The sequence below is a fragment of the Serratia sp. K1WW1 genome (assembly GCF_055790865.1).
In genome coordinates this window covers 4,867,225-4,888,793 of record NZ_CM147697.1, presented here as the reverse complement: position 1 = coordinate 4,888,793, position 21,569 = coordinate 4,867,225, and the positions used below count along the sequence as shown (strand labels likewise).

Annotated in this window: 21 protein-coding genes; 16 read left to right on the top strand and 5 right to left on the bottom strand. The window is 51.6% G+C overall.

The genetic code is table 11. From position 1 onward, the window contains the following. Positions 1–20 precede the first annotated feature (20 nt). The 6 genes from ACX9GU_RS22115 to ACX9GU_RS22090 all read left to right on the top strand — a co-directional run bounded on the left by ACX9GU_RS22115 (position 21) and on the right by ACX9GU_RS22090 (position 6,006). Positions 21–2,660: a fimbrial biogenesis usher protein gene (locus tag ACX9GU_RS22115; RefSeq protein ID WP_473192927.1), complete on the top strand. Its 2,640-nt coding sequence runs from the start codon at positions 21–23 to the stop codon at positions 2,658–2,660. A 22-nt stretch (positions 2,661–2,682) separates the two neighbouring features. Then, entirely contained in the window at positions 2,683–3,210 is a 528-nt protein-coding gene (gene fimF, locus ACX9GU_RS22110; RefSeq protein WP_473192926.1) for a type 1 fimbrial adaptor subunit FimF, read from the top strand. A gap of 15 nt (positions 3,211–3,225) precedes the next feature. Further along, positions 3,226–3,732, top strand: coding sequence for a type 1 fimbrial minor subunit FimG (fimG, locus tag ACX9GU_RS22105; RefSeq protein ID WP_438272704.1), 507 nt, complete (start codon positions 3,226–3,228; stop codon positions 3,730–3,732). 13 nt (positions 3,733–3,745) lie between these two features. Then, the gene (locus tag ACX9GU_RS22100; protein ID WP_473192925.1) at positions 3,746–4,663 is read left to right on the top strand and encodes a fimbrial protein; all 918 of its coding nucleotides are present in this window, start codon (positions 3,746–3,748) and stop codon (positions 4,661–4,663) included. 66 nt (positions 4,664–4,729) lie between these two features. Beyond that, the gene (locus ACX9GU_RS22095; RefSeq protein WP_473192924.1) at positions 4,730–5,395 is read left to right on the top strand and encodes a hypothetical protein; all 666 of its coding nucleotides are present in this window, start codon (positions 4,730–4,732) and stop codon (positions 5,393–5,395) included. Further along, a complete protein-coding gene (locus tag ACX9GU_RS22090; RefSeq protein WP_473192923.1) occupies positions 5,392–6,006 on the top strand; it encodes a helix-turn-helix domain-containing protein in 615 nt (204 codons plus the stop codon). The genes ACX9GU_RS22095 and ACX9GU_RS22090 overlap by 4 nt, the downstream gene beginning before the upstream one ends. Positions 6,007–6,117: 111 nt before the next feature. Here ACX9GU_RS22090 and ACX9GU_RS22085 read toward each other — a convergent pair whose 3' ends face one another. Next, a complete protein-coding gene (locus tag ACX9GU_RS22085) occupies positions 6,118–6,693 on the bottom strand; it encodes a tyrosine-type DNA invertase (RefSeq protein ID WP_473192922.1) in 576 nt (191 codons plus the stop codon). A gap of 418 nt (positions 6,694–7,111) precedes the next feature. Here ACX9GU_RS22085 and ACX9GU_RS22080 point away from each other — a divergent pair, with 418 nt between their 5' ends. Beyond that, positions 7,112–7,363 carry a hypothetical protein gene (locus tag ACX9GU_RS22080; protein ID WP_473192921.1) on the top strand — a complete coding sequence of 84 codons (252 nt, stop codon included), beginning with the start codon at positions 7,112–7,114 and terminating at the stop codon, positions 7,361–7,363. Between the two features lie 709 nt (positions 7,364–8,072). Next, positions 8,073–8,462: an SHOCT domain-containing protein gene (locus ACX9GU_RS22075; RefSeq protein ID WP_021179454.1), complete on the top strand. Its 390-nt coding sequence runs from the start codon at positions 8,073–8,075 to the stop codon at positions 8,460–8,462. Positions 8,463–8,611: 149 nt separating this feature from the next. Here ACX9GU_RS22075 and ACX9GU_RS22070 read toward each other — a convergent pair whose 3' ends face one another. After that, a complete protein-coding gene (locus ACX9GU_RS22070) occupies positions 8,612–9,430 on the bottom strand; it encodes a winged helix-turn-helix domain-containing protein (protein ID WP_473192920.1) in 819 nt (272 codons plus the stop codon). Between the two features lie 721 nt (positions 9,431–10,151). Here ACX9GU_RS22070 and ACX9GU_RS22065 point away from each other — a divergent pair. The 8 genes from ACX9GU_RS22065 to ACX9GU_RS22030 all read left to right on the top strand — a co-directional run bounded on the left by ACX9GU_RS22065 (position 10,152) and on the right by ACX9GU_RS22030 (position 18,334). Next, positions 10,152–10,532, top strand: a complete 381-nt coding sequence (locus tag ACX9GU_RS22065) for a winged helix-turn-helix domain-containing protein (RefSeq protein ID WP_473192919.1) — start codon at positions 10,152–10,154, stop codon at positions 10,530–10,532. 118 nt (positions 10,533–10,650) lie between these two features. Then, a complete protein-coding gene (locus ACX9GU_RS22060; protein ID WP_473192918.1) occupies positions 10,651–11,196 on the top strand; it encodes a fimbrial protein in 546 nt (181 codons plus the stop codon). A 53-nt stretch (positions 11,197–11,249) separates the two neighbouring features. Further along, positions 11,250–11,951 carry a fimbria/pilus periplasmic chaperone gene (locus tag ACX9GU_RS22055; RefSeq protein WP_473195231.1) on the top strand — a complete coding sequence of 234 codons (702 nt, stop codon included), beginning with the start codon at positions 11,250–11,252 and terminating at the stop codon, positions 11,949–11,951. 75 nt (positions 11,952–12,026) lie between these two features. Continuing rightward, positions 12,027–14,675 (top strand): fimbria/pilus outer membrane usher protein, encoded by a 2,649-nt coding sequence (locus ACX9GU_RS22050; protein ID WP_473192917.1) that lies wholly within the window; start codon positions 12,027–12,029, stop codon positions 14,673–14,675. A gap of 63 nt (positions 14,676–14,738) precedes the next feature. Then, a complete protein-coding gene (locus ACX9GU_RS22045) occupies positions 14,739–15,935 on the top strand; it encodes a fimbrial protein (RefSeq protein WP_473192916.1) in 1,197 nt (398 codons plus the stop codon). 118 nt (positions 15,936–16,053) lie between these two features. After that, positions 16,054–16,638, top strand: a complete 585-nt coding sequence (locus ACX9GU_RS22040) for a helix-turn-helix transcriptional regulator (protein ID WP_473192915.1) — start codon at positions 16,054–16,056, stop codon at positions 16,636–16,638. 243 nt (positions 16,639–16,881) lie between these two features. Continuing rightward, a complete protein-coding gene (locus ACX9GU_RS22035; RefSeq protein WP_473192914.1) occupies positions 16,882–17,052 on the top strand; it encodes a hypothetical protein in 171 nt (56 codons plus the stop codon). Between the two features lie 94 nt (positions 17,053–17,146). Further along, positions 17,147–18,334, top strand: a complete 1,188-nt coding sequence (locus ACX9GU_RS22030; protein ID WP_473192913.1) for a fimbrial protein — start codon at positions 17,147–17,149, stop codon at positions 18,332–18,334. 376 nt (positions 18,335–18,710) lie between these two features. On the opposite strand, the gene ACX9GU_RS22025 is transcribed toward ACX9GU_RS22030, so the two are convergent. From ACX9GU_RS22025 to ACX9GU_RS22015, 3 genes are all read right to left on the bottom strand, one after another. Further along, the gene (locus ACX9GU_RS22025; RefSeq protein WP_473192912.1) at positions 18,711–20,165 is read right to left on the bottom strand and encodes an alpha/beta hydrolase; all 1,455 of its coding nucleotides are present in this window, start codon (positions 20,163–20,165) and stop codon (positions 18,711–18,713) included. A gap of 148 nt (positions 20,166–20,313) precedes the next feature. Beyond that, positions 20,314–20,781: an outer membrane lipoprotein gene (locus tag ACX9GU_RS22020; RefSeq protein WP_024484153.1), complete on the bottom strand. Its 468-nt coding sequence runs from the start codon at positions 20,779–20,781 to the stop codon at positions 20,314–20,316. Positions 20,782–21,100: 319 nt separating this feature from the next. Next, a complete protein-coding gene (locus tag ACX9GU_RS22015) occupies positions 21,101–21,553 on the bottom strand; it encodes a periplasmic heavy metal sensor (RefSeq protein WP_473192911.1) in 453 nt (150 codons plus the stop codon). Positions 21,554–21,569 lie beyond the last annotated feature (16 nt).

Below are 21,569 nucleotides of genomic sequence, written 5' to 3'. Positions count from 1 at the left end.
TGTATCGAACCGGAGGGATCATGCTATACCTGAAAAACGGCACGGAAAGTCGCAGAGTGACAAACGATAACCACCAGGGTGCCCCCATCTTAAAGCTGACTTTAACGCCTTTGGCCTTGATGCTGTGGGCGCTATGTGGCGATGCATCGGCTCGAGCGGAAAATTACTTCAACCCTCGTTTTCTGGCTGACGATCCGGCGAAGGTAGCCGATCTGTCTGGGTTCGAAAAGGGGCTTGAGGCGCCTCCGGGTATCTACCGTGTCGACATTTATATGAATGACGGGTTTATGTCGACCCGGGATGTCTCTTTCCGGCCGGATGCCGACAACAAGGCCTTGGTGCCTTGCCTGACTCGCAGCCAACTGGCCACCATGGGCGTCAATACACGGGCGGTCCCTGGAATGGCCATCCTGGCATCGGAAGCCTGCGTACCATTAACCTCGCTGATCAAGGAAGCCTCCACTGATTTTGACGTCGGGCGGCAGCGCCTGTCTATCAGTGTTCCCCAGGCTTACATGGGCAACTCTGCCCGTGGTTATATCCCGCCTGACCAGTGGCAAAACGGCATCACTGCCGGGCTGCTCAATTACAGCTTCACCGGCAGTAATGTCCGTAACAGCCAGTCGAGCAACAGCAATTACGCCTTCCTTAACTTACAAAGCGGCGTGAATCTGGGAGCCTGGCGGCTGCGGGATAATACGACCTGGAGCTACACCAGCGGCGGCGGATCGAGCTCTAATCAAAACCGCTGGCAGCACGTTAATACCTATTTGCAGCGGGACATTGCGCTGTTGCGCAGTCGCCTGACGCTGGGTGACGGCTATACCTCAGGGGACGTTTTCGATGGCGCGAACTTCCGCGGCGTACAGGTGGCGACGGATGACAATATGTTGCCAGACAGCCAGCGAGGGTATGCTCCCGTGATCCGCGGAATTGCTCGCGGCACCGCCAGGGTTACGGTCAAGCAGAATGGGTTCGAGGTGTACCAAACCACGGTGCCGCCAGGCCCATTTACCATCGACGATCTGTCTGGATCTGGCAGCGGTGGTGATTTGCAGGTCAGCATTCAGGAAGCCGACGGCACGGCCCAGGTCTTTACCGTGCCCTATACGTCGGTTCCTGGGCTGCTGCGCCAAGGGCAGGTGAGATATACGGTGATGGTGGGCCAGTATCGCAGCGGCAACGATCAGCAAGAAAAACCCACCTTTGGCCAAGGCACCCTGATGTGGGGACTGGCCGACGGCTGGACGCTGTCTGGCGGTACTCAGCTTGCCGATCGCTATCGTGCGTTCAACCTTGGGGTGGCTAAAAACCTGGGCATTTTCGGCGCGGTGTCGTTTGACATCACCCAGGCTCGCGCCACTTTGCCGGATGACAGCACCCATCAGGGGCAGTCGCTGCGTTTCCTTTATAACAAGGCATTAAACGAGTGGGGCACCAATCTGCAACTGCTCGGTTACCGCTATTCCACCAGCGGCTATTACGCGCTGGGTGACACGACCTGGCGCCAGATGAGCGGTTATAAGGCGGCAACCGATGAAGGTATTGTCGAACTCATTCCGAAACTTACCGATTACTACAATTTGGCCTACAACAAGCGTGGGCGGTTGCAGATGACGGTGACGCAGCAGGTTGGGGACAATGGGACCTTTTATCTGACCGGTAGCCACCAGACTTATTGGGGGATCGGTAAGGCGGATGAACAACTGCAGGCCGGTTTCAGCGGTACGTTGGAGGATATCACTTATACCCTCAGCTACAGCCTGACCAAGAATGCCTGGCAGGACGGACGCGACAATATGCTGGCCTTCAACATCAGCATCCCGTTCAGCCATTGGCTGCGTTCCGACAGCCAGTCCGCTTTCAGCCGCTCCAGCGTCAGCTACAGCATGTCTGACGATCTGAGCGGCAGAATGACCAATCAGGCGGGGGTGTACGGCACGTTACTGGAGGATAATAACCTGAGTTACAACGTGCAGGCCGGTTACGCCGGAGGCGGAACGGGCACTTCAGGCGGGACGGGTAACACCTCGCTGAACTATCGAGGGGCTTCTGGCAACGCCAACGTGGGTTACAGCCGCAGCAGCGGTACCAGCCAACTGTATTACGGGCTGAGCGGCGGCGTGCTGGCGCATGAGAATGGCATCACCCTGAGTCAACCGTTGAACGACACCCTGATCCTGGTCAAAGCGCCGGGGGCGGGTAACGTGTCGGTGGAAAACCAGAGCGGAATACGTACCGACTGGCGGGGGTATGCCGTACTGCCGTTTGCCATGGATTACCGGGAAAACCGCGTGGCGCTGAACCCTAATACGCTGGCAAACAACGTCGAGCTGGATGAGGCGGTGGTCAGCGTAGTGCCGAATCATGGCGCGGTGGTGTTGGCCGATTTTAAAACCCACGTCGGGCTGAAGGTACTGATGACGCTGAGCTATAACGGACAACCGTTGCCATTCGGGTCGGTAGTGTCCTTCGATAATGGCCGCTCTGGCAGCATTGTTGCCGACGGCGGGCAGGTGTATCTGACCGGGCTGCCGCCAAGTGGCGAGGTGAAAGCCAAATGGGGCGAGGGTGCAGGCGAGCAATGCGTGGCGAGTTACCAACTGCCGCCGGAAAGTCAGCAGCGGGCACTCAGCTATCTAACGGCAGTATGCCGATGACGCCGGGCGGGAGAGGCGAGCAATGAGAATACAACTTTATAGCCTGTGTCTGCTGGCGCTGTTTAGCGCCAGGGTAACGCAGGCCGCGGACAGCACCATCTCCATTAACGGCTACGTTAAGGACAATGCCTGCTCCATAGCACCGGGTTCGCAAAGTTTTGTGGTGGACCTGATGAGTAATGCGGCCAAGCAGCTGCATCGGGTTGGGGCGACGACGCCGATGGTGCCGTTCAGCATCGTGCTCGATAGATGCGGTGGTTCAGCCATCGCGGTGAAAACGGGTTTCACCGGTGGGGCAGACAGCGACAATCTGACGTTGCTGAAAATCGACGGTGGGGCCGGTGCGGCAGCCGGCATGGGCATACAGATCCTCGATAACAGCGGCAATGCCATTGCTCTCAATGAGATCTCGAGCGGGTTGAACTGGTCAAACATCACCGCTGGGCAATCCAATACGCTGTATTTCTATGCGCGCCTGATGGCGACCCGCGCCCCGGTGACTGCCGGGCAGGTCAGAGCGACGGCAAACTTCACCCTGGAATTTCAGTAACCGGAGAAAAGGGCTATGAACATGAGCAAGCTGGTTCCGATCGCAGGGTGGTTACTGATGATGGTACTCCCCCTGGCGCATGCGGCAGATGTCAACATCACCATCAATGGCAAGGTGGTGGCAAAACCCTGCACGGTATCCACCGTGTCTACCACGGTAGAGCTGGGTGATTTGTATACCTTCAACCTGCTGGCGGCAGGTGCCACTTCGCCATGGCATGCGGTGACGTTGAACCTCACCAACTGCCCGGTAGGGACCTCAAAGGTGACCGCGACCTTTTCCGGCACGGCCGATAGCACCCGGAACTATTACGCCAATCAGGGCGCGGCCCGCAATATTGCGTTGCAACTGGCCGATAGCGGCGGGGTAAATCTGCCCAACGGCAGTACCAAAGTCGTGGCGGTGAATGACGCATCGCTGGCCGCCAGCCTGGTTTTGCAAGTGAGGGCCATCACGCCCAGCGGCAATGTGACGCAGGGTTCGATTCAATCCCTGATCAACGTGACTTACACCTACTCCTGATGATGAAGAACATATGAAAGACTTAATCCGCGTATTGCTGAAATATCTGGGTGCAGCTGCGCTCTTGATTGGCTATTCATCCAGTGCCCATGCCTTTGCTTGCCGAACGGCGGCCGGTGTGACCATTCCAATAGGCGGCGGCAGCGCCAACGTTTTTGTTACTTTGTCTCCGCAGATTGGGGTGGGCCAAAACCTGATTGTCGATTTGTCTACCCAGATATCTTGCCGAAATGATTATCCAGATACCCGAACAGACTATGTTTCTCTGCAAAGAGGTTCGGCCTATGGCGGCGTACTGGAACATTTCACCGGCAGCTTTGTTTATGACAGCTCGTCTTACCCATTCCCAACCACGTCTGAAACCAAGAGCGTGATTTATAAATCGACCACCATGGCACCATGGCCCGCCATACTTTATCTCACGCCTATCAGTACCGCTGGTGGCGTGGCAATAACCAATGGGTCGTTGATTGCAGTGTTAAACATGCATCAAACCAATAACGTGGGGGACTCCTACTCATTTATATGGAACATCTACGCCAATAATAGCGTGGTGATCCCCACCGGTGGCTGTGATGTCTCTTCCCGCGACGTTACCGTGAATCTGCCAGAATATCCGGGAACGGTGTCGATACCGCTGACGGTACGCTGCGCCCAGAACCAGAACCTGGCCTATTATCTGACCGGGCCAACCACGGATGCCGCATCCACGATTTTTGCCAACACCGCTTCTGCGCCGGTGGCTCAGGGAATTGGTATTCAGGTTGCTAACCGCAATGGCGCTATTCCGACCAACAGGAATGTCGCGCTGGGGACCGTCGGTAGTTCTGCAGTCAGTTTAGGCTTGACCGCCAACTATGCACGCACTACCGGTCAGGTCGTGGCGGGTAATGTCAAAGCCGTGGTGGGTGTGACCTTTTTGTATCCTTGAATGTGCGTTTGAACGAGGCCTCAAGCCTGGGGGAATGGCGCTAGACACGGTTATTTAGGAGGAAAAATGCAGCAGGCAAATCATCAGCAAGCCGAGCATGCGACAGCGGAAAGCCGCAAAAGAATTCTGGTTGTCGAGCCATCCAGGATCAATTGGATCGGGCTGCAACGGTTACTGGGTGACGTGGGCAGCACGGAGTTAAGTTTTTGCCGGGTCAGCAAACTGGCCGATGCCAAAAAGAAAGTTTATGAATTTAAACCTGATGTGATCTTGTTTAGCTCATTATCTCGTGGCACTGACTATCTGTCGTTATTATCCTTTTTGTCAGATATTGCCAGTTATCATCTTAAAACCAACTCGGTGATCTGGTTGCAGCATGATATGGCCTGGATGGTGCAACTTCTCCATGCTTTCGGCGTAGATACGGTATTGATCGATCCGGTTAACCTTTATCAAATCACCCAATGTTTAGGCAGCGATCAGACTGATAAAACGCCCAAAAATGCGGCTTTATTAGGCAAGCAGGAAAGATTGATTGCGCTGGCCTTACTGCGCGGACGTAGTGCCACGGCTATTGCCAATGTGACCGGTAAAGATGTACGCACCATCAGCACGCAAAAGAAATCGATCATTAGAAAGTTACAGATGACAACCAATGAGGAGCTCTACCTGCTGGCGGGTAAGCTGGTTTATTTAACCAAGATAAACGGACTGAGTGGTGAGACTCGATGAAAAAAATAATGATTATGCATCCCTGCATTGTTACCTGGCATGGTTTGCACCAGTTATTCAGGCGCAAACTGCCCGACGCTGAGATCGTCCCAGCGCACTCTATCTATGATTTGGTATTTGCTGATGATTTATCTGATGTTGATCTGATCGTCAGTGAGCTCTATGGCCTGAATGAAAATATCTCTATGGGGGCGAAGCTGTTGTCATTTGTTCAATCAGTCAGGCAGGACAAACCGCTACTGATTATGACCGATGTGCCGGGAAAACAGGTGTTGGATTGCCCAGGTTACCTGCCCGGGGTGTCTTATATTGCTCTATCTGAAGATATTCGTCAGCTAGTTAATCAGGTCGATCAGGTTCTGGCTGGCAAGATTGTTATCAGTCCATCTCTGCGAAGTGAACAGGGAGCCAGTCTGTCCAACGCCGATGCCAAACCTTTTTCCCGCTCGGAAATAAAGGTTTATAGCTTATTGCAGGAGGGCTTCAGTATCTCGCAGATAGCGAAGAAAATTTCCCGCAGCGTCAAGACCGTGAGTGCACATAAACGCAACATGATGGGCAAGCTTGGTATTGAGAGTGAAGTCGAGCTCTATGCCTGTTTTAATCAATAGCCCTATATGGGTTATTGCCAGATTTGGAGATCGCTGATGACAGCGATCTCCGGCGGTGGTAAGGCATAGTTTGCTGGATATTGCACTTAAAGTAAGGTTGTTCCGGCGGGTTCAGCCGTTTTTTCGTTTACCCGCTTCCCATATGCCTGCGAATCGTGCCGCATTACTGGCGGTATAGCGGACGGTATGGCGGATATTTCGGTGCCCCAGATAATCCTGGATCAAGCGGGTATCGGCACCTCTTTCCGCCAGCTCATAACCGCAGGCATGGCGTAGCATATGGGGATGCGTATTGATGACCGTGCCTGCCAGTTCGCCAGCCTGGCGGATGATGCGCCAGGCTTGAGCACGCGATAGCTGAGTTCCTCGCTGAGAAATAAAGATAATGTCCGGGTCTGCACCGGGTTTCCATTGGGCCCTGAGCTGCTTCCATTCCCTAATTGCCTCGCATTCGTCATTCATCAGAGGATGAACGGTAGAGAATCCATTTTTAAGCCGGCGTATATTTATCCGTCCTTCGGCCATTTCAAGATCGCGAAAGCGCAGGCGCAGCAGTTCGCTGATACGGAATCCATGGCGGAAAGCCAGTAAGATCAGGCAGCTATCTCGTACTCCAGTTTGTGTATTTCTGGCAGCACTCATCAGTTTGCGGACTTCTGTTAGAGTGAGAAATTTACGCTGTACCAAAGAAAACTCCTATTTTTTTCGCTTAAAAAACGCCAGAGTTAGGATTAAATAGAATAAAATTCTTACCTACCGTTATTAAATCCAGAGAGTGCAATGTAATTCAGTTAGAGGTAATTACGTAGGATAATTCCTACTCAGTGTTTATTGAGATGTTACAGGTGACGACCGACAATATCCAGTATTTACGGGGGAGGGTATCTGCACTGTTTAAATAGCATTGACAATACAGTCTATAAGTTGACTGTTTCCCGCTTATATAACGAATATTGGGTTTCTTAATAGAGTAAAATGTAATAAATTTCACGTTTGTCGGAATAAAAATTTGATGTATGGCGTGGTGAGTCGGTACTAGCCAAAAATTGTACATTGAGCCTATCATGTTAAGGATAATCCCACGCCCATAGCTAGAGGCTACCAAATGAATATTCAAATAAAAGTTGATAACAATCTGTTCGACAACCTGTCTGAGAAAGCCCGTGAGGCGTTGCTGGACGAACTGCAAACTCGCGTCCATGAGGTCTACCCGGCTAGTCATCTCACGGTGATTGCCGGGCTGAATGATAAGACTGAGATCGTGACCAGCGATTTTTTTAACGACGTTGAGGCAAAATTGACCGTGCAGGAAATTGTCGACGATGTCATCCTGCATGGCCATTGGCGTAACACATAGCCCTCACCCCAACCCTCTCCCACAGGGAGAGGGAGCTGTTAGCCCCTGCTCGTTTGGTAGTAAAGCGATAAACTCAGCAAACTCTTCCACAGGGAGAGGAGGCTTGTTAGTCCCTACTCTTTGGAAGTAAAGAAGTCATCTCAGTAAACTTGAACGCCCCCTATCCAAGATATATCACCGCATTTTCAGCCCACTCGATCGGTTCCCTGGAGAGGGGAGCTGTCAGTTGGAAGTAAAGAAGTCATCTCAGTAAACTTGAACGACCCCTATCCAAGATATATCACCGCATTTTCAGCCCACTCGATCGGTTCCCTGGAGAGGGGAGCTGTCAGTTGGAAGTAAAGAAGTCATCTCAGTAAACTTGAACGCCCCCTACCCAAGATGTATTACCGCATTTTCAGCCCACTCGATCGGTTCCCTGGAGAGGGGAGCTGTCAGTTGGAAGTAAAGAAGTCATCTCAGTAAACTTGAACGCCCCCTACCCAAGATGTATCACCACATTTTCAGCCCACTCGATCGGTTCCCTCTCCCTGTGGGAGAGGGTTAGGGTGAGGGCCCGTACTTTACCCATCCAGCAGCCCTCCCTGCGCCGTCTTTTTCCCGCCCAACATGGAAAAAATGAAAGTTCGACATATACTTATGGTGCTAAACATCAATCTGTTATTGCAGGCCGTTTTATCCTGGTTTTGCTAAACCATAAGGAGCGCTAATGACCTATCACCTACTTACCCTGTGGGATATTCTGGTTACCACGTTTTCATTTTTCTTTTTCATCGCCTACCTGTTTATCCTGTTCCAGGTCGTCTCCGACCTGTTCCGCGATCACCAACTGAGCGGCTTTTATAAGGCAGTATGGATTGTGTTCCTGCTGTTCATCCCGCTGTTAACGTCCCTGGTCTATCTGATTGCCCGTGGCAAAGGCATGGCCGAGCGGCATCGTGCGCAGGTGCAGAAATCCGTCTCTGCCACCAACGAGTATATCCGCGGCGTCGCGGGTAAATCGCCAGCCGAGCAGATTGCAGACGCCAAAAAACTGTTGGATGACGGCGTGATCACCGAAAGTGAATACCAGCAGCTTAAGGCTAAAGCACTGGCCTGAGGCTGAAGTTGGCAGGAAACATGACATGGGAGAGAAGGGGGGCCGCAAGCTCCCCTAATAACCAATATTCGGCAGTGGACCCACCTTGAGATCTCTTGCAACCTATTGCTCAACCAAGCGCTACCGTTGGTCGTTATATGGCTGAACCGCTATTGGCTCCCCGCTGGTCGTAGGCCGGCAAGAGGGTCGTGTTGATTATCGATTTGAAATCGTGAGGAGCATCTCAGATCGCCTTGCGCAGTAGTATCGCAAAATAATACCAGCGTGCTGTGGTTTGCAGGGGTTCGGGTAATGTAGACAAACTCATCCGGATTACAGACTACATTGTTAACGGTTAAATACTCCTTGTAGCCAGCCACATTGGTTTGCAGATCGTCCCTATCTATATAGACAGAACATTGATTGATCGTGGCCGCTTTATTGTGGCTGTTAAAAAAACGTGCGCTCTGCGACTGATTGCTGGCCAGCAGGATCAGTATAGACAGGATGAATGCTGTAAATAAGCCATAGCGCAATAGCTTGTTGCGCTTTAACTCTGTGCGTTTTGGCGGTGGTACTTCGGCCTGTGGAGTTTCGACGGGGAGTGGCTCTGGTTTATTGCTTTGCTGCGCAACGACGTTGGCGCTCTCTTCTTGCTGTATTTCAACGGTACCGGAAAAAACCACCCCGACTTTAGGAACCGTTCTGATGATATTTTTACTCAACCCGGCTTCCCGCATCCCTTTTCTTACCAACGAGATGTTCTGGTAGAGGGTATTGGCAGTGACATACTGGCCATGTTTTTGCCATACCTCGTTAAAAAAGTCGCTTTGGCTGATCACCTCGCCGGGGTGTTGCAACATTAATTGCAGGCAACGGCTGGCAGGAACGTTCAAAATGGTTTCTTTGCCCCGAGCGCGCAGTGGGCACAGGCGGTGCTCTTCGGGAAGGTACAGTACGGTATCGTTAATAATTATTTTTTTGTTCATTTTCAATCTATTAAGTTTTGGTTGTCTGAATACCCAGCTTGATTAAAGTATAGTTTAGCAGTTTTTGCCAGGGTAAAAAATCAGTAACATTTCATATTCATTTAAAAAACAAATTGTTAATAATAAATCTTAAATGAGAAATCATGTCATTTAAGAACGATTGAGAATCTGCTGTTCTGATTTAATATTATCTTTTAACTCATTGAATTTAATGTTTATTTTTTATTTTCATTAAGAATAAAACTACTTCACTCAGAAAAATCCCATTCACGCATTAGTATTTATCTCATCAGCAAGGGGGGAGCGAAGTAAAGCGGCCTCATCTTACTGAGGTAAAGGATAGCTTCACCGGTAAAGGCTTTAATATACCGGTGTAACAGATAAATCCTAATCGTGAGTTTGTAGGTAATGGATTGAATATCAATGAGTAAAAATTAATGGCCAGCTATAAATGTTGTAAGGTAAAAATCTTTGACATATATGACTACTAAAAAGAGGTGAAGTAATGAGATGTGAAAAACACCAGGATGATTCGCGTCAACTAGCGGTAAGTTCTGATTGGTTTGTATTGTTCAGCATTTAACGCTGTTATGAGACTTTTAGAGATGGCAATGTGATCATCTTGGCGCGGTTGCCATAGTGTAAATTGCTCTTATAATGTCTCACCTAAGGGAGGTTTGTTATTTTAGTTATAAAACCAAAATAATAATCCGAGATATATATGGAAAATAGACTTTATGGATTCCTAATTGATGATGACATTCAATTCGATATTGCCAATCGTAGGCTCCTTTATTACTCTGATGGAGCTTCGGAGCGCACCCTGTTTTTCAAGGTTATCTCTCTAAACGAGATCCAGACCAGATTACTGATTTATTTGCTGGCGAATGGCCGGGATGCCGTCATCTATAAAAATGACATAATGAAAAACGTTTGGGAGGAGATTAATTTATCTTCGTCTAGCCAACGTTTATGGCATGCAATAAATGAATTACGTAAGAAGTTGGCGTCACTTGGGCTCCCTGAAGATTTTATAGCGAACGTTCATGGTATTGGCTACTCCGTCGATAACCACCGAGTCTCTTCGCTATTTATTAAGTAAGTTGTTGTTAATGTAAATGCTGGAGTCATCTAGCTATATCCACCCCCATGGGGATTAACCAGGCCATTTTAATGGATATTAAAATGGTATTCATAATACAAGGTAAGTAGGAATATATATGAAAAAGTTAGCAATCGCTGCATCCCTGATCGCCGTTTTCGGTACTGTTGGCCTGGCTCAGGCAGCTTCTACCGGTACTATCACTTTTAACGGCGAACTGACTGCAAATACCTGTGACGTCGTGGTTGATGGCCAGGATGCGGACGCGACCGTTATTCTGCCAACCGTAAGCACCAACCAACTGGAAGCCGCCACTCGCACAGCAGGTGATACCGGCTTCGTGATGGCTCTGAGCAACTGTTCTGGCACACTGGAGACTGCCTCAGCTTTCTTCCAGGCGGGTGCCTCGGTTGATGCAGTGACTGGCCGCTTGCTTAACACGACCGGTACTGCTACCAACGTCAGCCTGCAATTGCTTGACGCTTCGAGCCCGTCTCAGGCCGTGATCAAAGCCGGTAGCCAAGATCAGACCACCGCGATGACTTATCAAAACGTTACCAGTGGTAGCACCACGCTGCCGTACATCGTTCGCTACTACGCAGAGGATGAAACCACTGCGGGTACCGTAGTCAGCAACGTTGTTTATTCTATTCAGTACCAGTAATGGACTGTGGGAGGGGTACGCCCCTCCCAATCTGTCAGTTCCCGGAGTTTATGATGAAATTACTCTCTACTAATGTGCTAAAAGTTGGCACTTTTGCCGCCGCAGCCCTGTTCAGCGTCAGTAGCCTGGCCAGCGTAGTGATTAGCGGTACGCGGGTGATTTACCCCTCTGATGCCAAAGAAGTCAGCGTCAAAATCAGTAACGGCGGCCCATCACCGGTGTTGTTGCAAAGCTGGATCGATAACGGTGACGCCGATGCCAAACCGGCGGCGATCAAGGTGCCGTTTGTCCTCACGCCCCCGATGAACCGTGTGGAACCAAGCAAGGGCCAGACGTTACGTATCAGCTACGCCGGTGGTTCGCTGCCGATGGATAAAGAATCGGTGTTCTGGCTGAACGTGCTGGAAGTCCCGGCCAAAACCCAGGCTAAAGTGACTGAAAACCGCTTGCAGATGGCTTTCCGTTCGCGCATCAAGCTTTTCTATCGCCCTGCGGGCCTGGAAGGTAACGCCAATGAAGCGGCTAAAGCGCTAACCTGGAACAGCCAGGGTAACCGGGTGCAGGCCAGCAACCCAACGCCTTATTATGTCTCGTTGGTCAACCTGTCGGTTAATGGTAAAAAACTTGACCATGCGATGGTGGCTCCTCGTAGCACCATGACATTGGATTTGGCGGGCAGTGCAGGTAGTAAGGTTACAGGGAGTTTCGTAAATGATTACGGTGCGGTTAATACTTTTGATGCAGTGATAAAATAACGCCCTCGCTATATAACACACTCTCGCATTAATCGGTTGATCGCTATTCAGGAATCAGTTCTTGAAGGGATATCTATGTCAAAATATTTTCAATATGGCCTTCGTGCTCAGTTATCGCCACTGGCCATAGCTATTTTATCAACTTTTTTTGCGGCTAACGTTAATGCTGAGAACGCGGTTTCTACACCACAAGACATTGCCAAAAATCTTGAGTTCGATGCGTCATTCCTGAATGTGGATGATGAGAAGTCGGTTGATCTTAGCCGTTTTGCCAATGGCTCATCGGGCTTGCCTGGGGTCTATAAAACGGCTTTATATATTAATAATCAACCGGTCAGCAATACCAACATTGAATTCAAAGCGCGGGCAGATAAAAGCGTTTATCCCTGCCTGACCCGCGAACTGATTAAAAACATTGCGTTTGATTACGCCAAGCTGCCGGCGGACTTTTTAACTTCGCTGGACAAAGGGGATGTCTGCTTCGATCTCCAGAGCAAGTTGCCGGAAGCTCAGGTGAATTACGACAGTAATGAGCAACGCCTGGATATTATGGTTCCGCAGGTTTACATGCTCACCACCGCCCGTGGCACCGTTAGCCCGGAACTGTGGGACAGCGGCGTACCGGCACTCTTGATGGGCTACAACGTCAACGGTTACACCAGCGAATCGCACGGCAATAGCTTTAATTCGCTGTTTGCCGGGGTGAACGCCGGGCTGAACGTCGGTGCCTGGTATCTACGTCACAACGGGTCTTATACCCGGATGGACAATGGGCCAAACCAGTACAACAGCCTCAACACTTATTTGCAGCGCGATATTCCAGTGCTCAAGGCGCGCGTGTTGATGGGCCAATCGAATACCACCGGGCAACTGTTCGATACGCTGCCGTTTACCGGTATTCAACTGGCCAGTGACGAGCGGATGTTGCCGGAGTCCCTGCGCGGTTATGCGCCGGATATCCGTGGCATTGCCCGCACCAACGCCCGCGTTACCGTACGCCAGGGCGGTCAGGTGTTGTATGAAACTACGGTCACGCCGGGCGAGTTTCTGATTAACGATCTGTACCCGACCGGCTACGGTGGGGATCTACAGGTGACGGTACGTGAGTCAGACGGCACCGAGCAGAACTTCAGCGTGCCTTATGCCTCGGTGGCCCAACTGCTGAGGCCTGGGTCATCACGTTATTCGATCACCGCGGGTGAAGTACGCAGCGATAACCTGCGTGAGAAACCGGCGCTGTACCAGGGCACCTATCAGCTGGGGCTGACTAACGCCATTACCGGCTATGGCGGCCTGCAGGCCAGCCAGGATTACTACGCACTGCAGTTGGGTGCGGCGCTAGGTACACCGATTGGTGCCTGGGCATTTGATGTTACGCAGGCGCGTACCCATTTGGGGAACGGCACCGATGCCAATGGCCGACATGAGGCCGCTAATAGCCTGAGTGGGCAAAGTTATAAGGTGAGCTACAGCAAGCTGATCAGCGAAACCAACAGCAACCTGTCGCTGGCGGCGTACCGTTTCTCAACCGATGGCTTTATGGACTTTATGACCGCGATGCAGACTCGTGACGCGGTAGCACAAGGGTTCTCGCCGGATTCGATCTCGCGAGCCAAAAATCGCCTGACGGTGACCGCGGGACAAGGTCTGCCGGAGAACTGGGGCCAGTTGTATATCAGCGGCTCCTTGCAGAATTACTGGAACCAAGACGGCAGCGAGAAGCAGTACCAGATGGGTTACAACAACCGTTACAAGAACCTGTCTTACGGCCTGAGTGTGAACCGCAGTTTCTCCAACCTGGGTACGGCGCAAACCAACTATCTGTTGAGTTTCAGTCTGCCGCTGGGAAGCAACGACAACACGCATACGCCTCAGCTACGTATGGATCTGTCGCATGACAGCAGCGGCCGTTATGGTCAACAGGCTACGGTATCCGGTACGGCTGGGATGGATAATCAGTTCGGCTACGGCGTGACGGCGATGAATGCCAATCAGGGCCAGGGCAGCAGCGGATCGCTGAATGGTAACTATCGTACCCCGGCCACGGCGTTGAGCGGTACTTACAGCACCGGTAAAGGCTATCAAAGCGCCTCTGCGGGGATGAACGGCACGGTGATCGCCCATTCTGGCGGGGTGACCTTTACGCCGTACACGTCGGACACCTTCGCGTTGGTGGAGGCCAAGGGTGCAGAGGGAGCGAAAGTTTCTTCCTATCCGGGCGTGAGCATCGATTCACGGGGTTACGCGATAGTGCCTTACCTGAACCCGTATCAGATGAACGAGATCAGTCTCGATCCGAAAGGGACGGCGGCTGGCGTGGAATTGGATAACACCAGCCAGAAAGTGGCGCCATATTCCGGTGCGGTGGTGAAGGTGAAATATACTACTAAGCAGGGGACGCCAATTCTGGTGAACGCGACCTATCAAGGGGAGCCGGTACCGTTCGGGGCCGATATCTTTGATAGCAAAGGCAACAGCGTAGGCTCAGTGGGCCAGGGCGGGCAACTGTATGCACGTGTGGCGCAAGACAAGGGCCAGTTGCAAGTGAAATGGGGCGAGGGCGGTGAGATGCAATGCACCGTCAGCTATATGCTGATGCCTATGGCCAAGGGCCAGGCGCAGATACAACAGTTCAATTCGCCTTGTACGACGACGGCACCCGCCAGTTCCCCGCGCTCGAAACTGGCGAAAAATAACACGACATCGGCTGTTAACCCCGGTTAACAGCCAGGCATGACAATTGTTTTCCTTTCTGGCATCACCTGCCAGAAAGAGGGTTAATGATAGATGAAATTATCGATAAATAAAGTATCGTGTTTGTTCGGCGGTATTTTGTTAAGTGTTATCAGCGCCAATAGTTGGGCGGTGGCGAACTGTTCGTTTGATGCTGGTGCAACCCAAACGGAAACGGTGCCGCTGAGCCCGCCGGTGATTTCTGCCGGGGCCGATATTCCCGTGGGGACCGTGCTTTATCAAGGCAGTTGGTTGATGAAAAACACCAAGATGGGGTGCCAATGGGCACAGGCCGACGTAGGTAAATCATTTTGGTTCAGCAGCTCAACGCTGATTAGCAATGCTCCGCTGCCTCTGAGCGGCTTGATGACCGGCCCGTTTGCTGGTGCAGTCTATCAGACGAATATTCCTGGGATTGGCGTGGTGATTTCACGTGCCCCTGATGGCAATCCGGTAATAACCAATAGGCCAGCAGTGATCACCGATACTGAGAACCCGATGAGGCAGGTTGGCAATGAATTAGGCGGAGCCTTGGATTTTGCTGGTTCAACACGTTATGTCTCACTAATTAAAACAGGGCCGATCACCCCCGGCAGCTTTACATTGAGCGGAGCAAATCTCCCGAGTATCAAGACAACGCTTGAACAGCCGGTGAATAGCCATCCTGGCTCCGTCGCCGTCACCGGGCTGCCGTTTACTTTTTATAATATCAATTTCCAGGGAACCCTGCAGATCTCTTCACAAACCTGCACGACGCCGGATGTGTCTGTGACATTGGGTTCTTTCGATATAAGAGAATACTTTACCCGGATTGGTGCAACCAGCCCCTGGGTTGATGCGTCTGTCAATCTGACCAGCTGCCCGACATTTTACGGTTTTTATAATGCGACCAATACCACGACACTGATGAATTACAACACGGGAACAGCGACGGTTTCTACCCCAGTGAGTAACAGTGTTGGCGTGAGATTGGCTCCGACAACGTCGGTGATCGACGCTGCCAATGGGGTGATGGCTATCGACTCGACGATATCTGGCGCGGCCACAGGCGTAGGCATCCAGATCGGCTGGGGCGACAGCAGCCAAGCGCCGACGCTGTTTAACTTGGCATCAGAACAAACGTTAGTGTTGCCAAAGGACGGTAGTCCGACCATTCGTGTCCCGCTGGCCGCCCGCTATATTCAAACGGCTGCGAGCCCTACGCCGGGTCTGGCGAATGGCAAAGTGACATTTACCATTAATTATTATTGAGTTGCGACTCTTGGATTGCGTAACTCATGATTATAAAAACGTTCCACTCGGTCATCTTTGAACCTCGTTTGACTGGGACATTGATGGGATGGAGATTCAATTTTGATAAAGGAGCGCCATGGATATGCCTGGAAACATTAATATTATCACCGATAACAATTATTTTTTTGTCGGGCTAAAGGCATATTTACATGCTGAGGGGCGAGTGATAAACCAAATGTCACTCTGTGAATTGAAAAACACCAACACCACTAGTTTTGGCAAGGAAGATGTGTTGGTTTTTCATATGTTGAATTCAATCAGTGAAATGTCGTTCTTGATCGCCGTTGCCAAGTTTCCGGGGAAAATAATTTTTTTCCCAAGTGAAATGAAAATAAAATTGAACCTGGATTTTGGGCGGCATATTGCCTTTGCTGAGGATGCTGATGTAGACACGGTATTTAATGAGTTAGTCAAAATAGTCGGTGGGGAGCTTCCTGTTGCTACTTCTCTCCAGGATAGCTTAACCCGCAGAGAGAAGGCCGTGCTGCTGTCTATGATCGATGGCATGAATATGCAGGCCATCGGCCACAGTTTACGTATCTCAACCAAAACCGTGTATACCCACCGGCGTAATGCCTTGCAAAAGCTGGGGGTGCGTAACCTGTTTCAGGCATGCCCAATTAAACCCAACGTGCTCAATTCGGCTATTTTTTCCGGTTGAAACCACGGCCAGTACCGATTGGGCACTGGCCGTGGTTAACCTACCTTATTTCGCTGGTGCCGGGCCGATGTTGTCATGCGAGAAGCAGGATCAACTGGACTACAATAACTAGTACAACAGCCTGTCTTATGGCCCGAGTCAAGCCGCAGTTTCTCCAGCCTGGGCACGGCGCTGACCAACTATCTGCTGAGTTTCAGCCTGCCGCTGGGAAGCAACGACAACACGCATACGCCACAGCTACGTATGGATCTGTCGTACGACAGCAGCGGCGGTTATGGTCAACAGGCTACGGTATCCGGCACGGCTGGGATGGAGAATCAGTTCAGCTACGGCGTGACGGCGATGAATGCCAATCAGGATCAGGATAGCAGCGGCTCGCTGAGCGGTAACCTCACCCTCGAGACTGGCGAGTAACGATGCCATATCGTCCGTGAACAATAGCTAGATATAACAACGCGCCCTGTAGCTCAGGCCTGCAAGGCATTACGGAAATAGAGGGAAATAACCGATGCGTCATTCGCGAAATAAGATTTTTGGCTTGTTTGCTGGTTTGGTGTTTACCATGATCAGCCACCCTGGACTGGCGGCGGTGAACTTGACGTTAGGGGCGGGCTTGACTCCGCAAAACGTCAACGTACCGATAAATGCCCCCACGATTTCCGCCGGTGCAGACATTCCGGTGGGTTCTGTGATCTACCAGGCAAGCCTGATTATGACGGATTCATTTATTGAAGGTAAATGGCCCGCCGCTGACGTGGGGAAAACGAATTATTATACCATGACCACTGTGCTGATAAATGCGCCATATCCTCTCGCGGATCTGGCGTCCGGTCCCTTTGCTGGCGGGGTTTATCAGACGGGTATTCCAGGTATCGGTGTCGCCATTATTTATACCAATGGCCGGTTGATCACCACAGCCAAGCGTTACGTGGAGAACCAGAACGTTCTGGGATCCGAATTAGGTATTCGGTATACCATGAGTGGGGAAGCCAGTGCGCGTTATGTCGTGTTGATAAAAACCGGCCCTATTACGCCAGGGAGTTACAACATCAGCGCAGCCAATTTCCCCACGGTCCAGTCGGCGATGGATTTTACCCAAACCAACAATGCAAATGCTGCGGCCGTCACCGGATTGCCAATCAAATATTGGACTTTCGGTTTTCAGGGGAGTTTGACGGTAACGTCGCAGACCTGTACTACGCCCGATGTGAATGTGCCCATGGGCTCTTACGAGATACATGAGTATTTCACCGCGCTCAATTCGGTTACCCCTTGGGTTGACGCCTCGATTGATCTGAAAAACTGCCCGACGTTCCACGGCTTTTATAATCAGACTAATGCCCCATTATTAATGAATTACAATACCGGAGCAACGACGACCACCACCTCAATCAATAACAGTATTGGCCTACGATTGACGCCGACCAGCAGCGTGATTGATGCCGCCAATGGTGTGATGGATATTGACACTTCGGCCTCCGGTGCGGCATCGGGGGTAGGGATCCAGATCGGCTGGGGGAGCAGTAGCGCAATGCCAACGCCGTTTGATTTTGCGGCAGAAAAATTGGTGACATTGCCGAAAGACGGTAGCCAGACGCTACGTATTCCGCTGGCAGCGAGGTATATCCAAACCGCTGAGCGCCCTAAGCCGGGCAAGGCGAATGGCAAGGTGACATTTACCATTAACTATTATTGAGTTGCGGCCCTTGGAAAGCGTAACTCATGATTGTAAAACGTTCCACTCGGCCATCTTTGAACCTTGCTTTACTGGGGCATTGATGGGATGGAGATTCAATTTTGATAAAGGAGCGCCATGGATATTCCTGGAAATATTAATATTACTACCGATAACAGTTATTTTTTTGTCGGGCTAAAGGCGTATTTACATGCCGAGGGCGAGTGATTAACAAAATGTCACTCAATGAACTGAAAAACTCCATGCATTACATAAGTTGGGGGTGCGAAACCTGTTTCAGGCGTGCCCAATCAAACCCAACGTGCTCAACTCGGCTATTTTTTCCGGTTGAAACCACGGCCAGTACCGATTGGGCACTGGCCGTGGTTGATCTACCTTATTTTGCTGGGGCCGGGCCGATGTTGTCATCGATACGCTTGAGCATATAAGGGAAGAACGGGTTAGAGGACAGACGCATCAGTGAGTCCAGCCCGACCACCAGCACCGCCCGCTCGCCACGTGCGGCAAAGGTCCCCAGGCTGATGCCGTACTGATTGCGTGGTTCCGGGTAACGCCCGTACAGGGAATCACTCAGTGGGAACGGCAAGGCCACGTGCGACAGCGAGAAGATATCCGGCAAGTAGGTGATACCGAGCAGATCCGTGGTCTCTGCCGTTTGCCCTGCGACGATGGTGCGCGCTTCGGTATCGGTAGTTTCCGGTGTCACGTTGGTGACGATGGTGGCCGTATAGTTACGCGGTGCCGGTGGCAGCAGCCGCGGCAGCGCGGTATAGGATGAACTTCTGAGTAACGGCCCAAACGCCACCGCCTGGTTTAAATCAAATAACACCACCTCACTGCCGTTGGCTGGCAGGTGGTTATACAGGGCGGTGATCACCGCGCGGGTACTGACCGTAGAATCCATCACCGATTGGAACGTCAGGATCGGCGGCAATTCGCCCATTTTTCCGTTGCGTGAATCGGCGGCAATCTGCTTTTGCAATGCCTGGGTTAGCTGGAAGGACTGGCGTGCCGCATTCACCGGGAACGAATTGTATTTGAACGGGTTAAACTCCGGCACAATCCCCAACCAGGCCGCCTTGGCAAACGCCGGGAAGATGGCTGGCCAACCGGCAATACCGGCAAAACGAGCAAAGCTGGTGACGCCGATCATCGGCGAAATCAGCACCACACGCTGGGGTTTCGTCAGCCGGGGGTCATCCAACGCATCTAACGTGTATTTCATCGCCAACGCGCCGCCGTTTGAGAAGCCAACGATATGCAGCGGTACATCGTCCCCCGCCAGGCGTTTGGCTTCACGGATCGCCAAACGGGTGGCTGCCATCCAGTCCTGCCAGTCTACGTCGGTCAACGCACCCGGTACGGTGCCGTGCGCCGGTAAACGAATACCGACCGCCACATAACCATATTCACGATAATTATCCGCAATATGCCGCAGGCTGTAAGGGGTGTCGGTCAAACCATGCAACAGCACCACGGCGCCTTTCGGTTTGCCTTCCGGCATCATGATGTAGGAGCGGTTCCAGTCGGTGGGAAACTTTTCGGGATAGATTGGGCTCTCGGCATAGTAGCGGTTCAACGAGGTCTGCTGGCTACTGTCCAGCTTGTCGGTCACATTCTGGCGGACCTCTTTGAAAATGGCGTCCTCGGCGGTCAGATAATCCGCCCAACTGGCCTTGTCAATCTCATCGGCGTGCATTTCATCAGGGACAAAGGTATGCCAAAGCTGCAGCGATGGCCCACGCTGGGTGTCATAAATCCGCGCTCCCAGCGCACCGATGATCAACACCACCAGCAGCAGGACAATGCGTTTAATCCATTTGATAAACATCAGGTTTAACTCCGTTTTTTATTGTAATGGCCGAGCCGGAAAACTCGCTATCATCCCGCAAGGGGAGTTCGTCCCTGAATTCTGTATCCTGTCAGCAAGGGGGCCATGTTGCGGCCTGACACCTAAACCGTGAAGCAACTTGTTCCCTTTAGCGTGGTGATACGGTGGTGGTGCTGCCATTGGTCACCAGTGCGACGCGCTGCCCGTTATGGAACTGGGTTGAGCCCTGTGCCTGAACGACCACGATATTCACGCCATCATCCCGGCGTACTTCCAGTTCCACCCCGGCGCTGCGGTTCATGGCGCTTTGGATACCTGAGCCAGCAGCTGCGCCACCCACGGCACCCGCCGCCGTTGCCAGGCTGCGTCCTGAGCCGCCACCCACGGTATTACCCAGGAAGCCACCGACTACCGCCCCGCCAATAGCTCCAGCGGCGTTGGTGCCATCACCACCCTGGATGGTTACCGGGCGCACGGAGACCAGCGTGCCATAAGTGACGAAGTTGGCCTGCCTGGCCTGCGCTGCAGTAAAGGTATCGCCGGAAGCGGTGCGATTAGCGTTACATCCGCTGAGAACGGCAGCAGCAAGAGCGACAACAATGATGGTTTTATTCATAAGAAAACTCCGAACAGGTTAAGTACGCAAAGAGACAGTCGCTGTCTCATGCAAATAAGTATGGCAGGAACTTGATTTTATTCAGGTGGTACGACAAAAAATTATATTCGGGCGTAAGAATAAGGATTAAGAATTTTAGTTTGTTGTTTTATGTCAATTAACCAAGAATATTCTCATTCATCAGCATGATTAATTATTCTGAAGGGGGTAAATGAATAGCGGGTGGCAGCCTGAACGATCCTGGAATGTGAAGAATTGGCGGGAGAAACCAGAACAGGTCTGGTGTTCTCCCGATTTTATCTGGGGGTAATGTTAGGACTTAACGGCAGCCACGTCCGCTGTGCATCCCCGCTCCGCCCATCCTGTGGCCCATCATCGGTACGCCAGCCTTGGCCAGATCGGTATCCAGCGCCACACGTTGTTGGTAAAGGTTGTCACGCAATGCGGTAATTTCTTTGCTCACGGCCAAGACCTTCTGCTCATCTAAAGGTTTGCCGGTTAGCAGTGCCTGATATTCGTATTGCTTGGACATCAACTGTTGGCGTAGATCGGCAGTTTTAAGCTGGAACTCATCAAAGGCTTTCTGGCTGACGGCTTGCTGTTCAGGCGTCAAGTTCGCGCGGTTACCGTGCTGATAACCCATCCCCTGATGAGTTCCCTGTGTATTGGCCATGTTTGCGTGGTAACCATTTTGCGCCAGCGTGCTAGTGCTAACACCGGCCAGCATGGCAACGGAGATAATGGCGGCAAGGGTGGTTTTAGTTAGCGTCATGATTGATTTCCTTTGG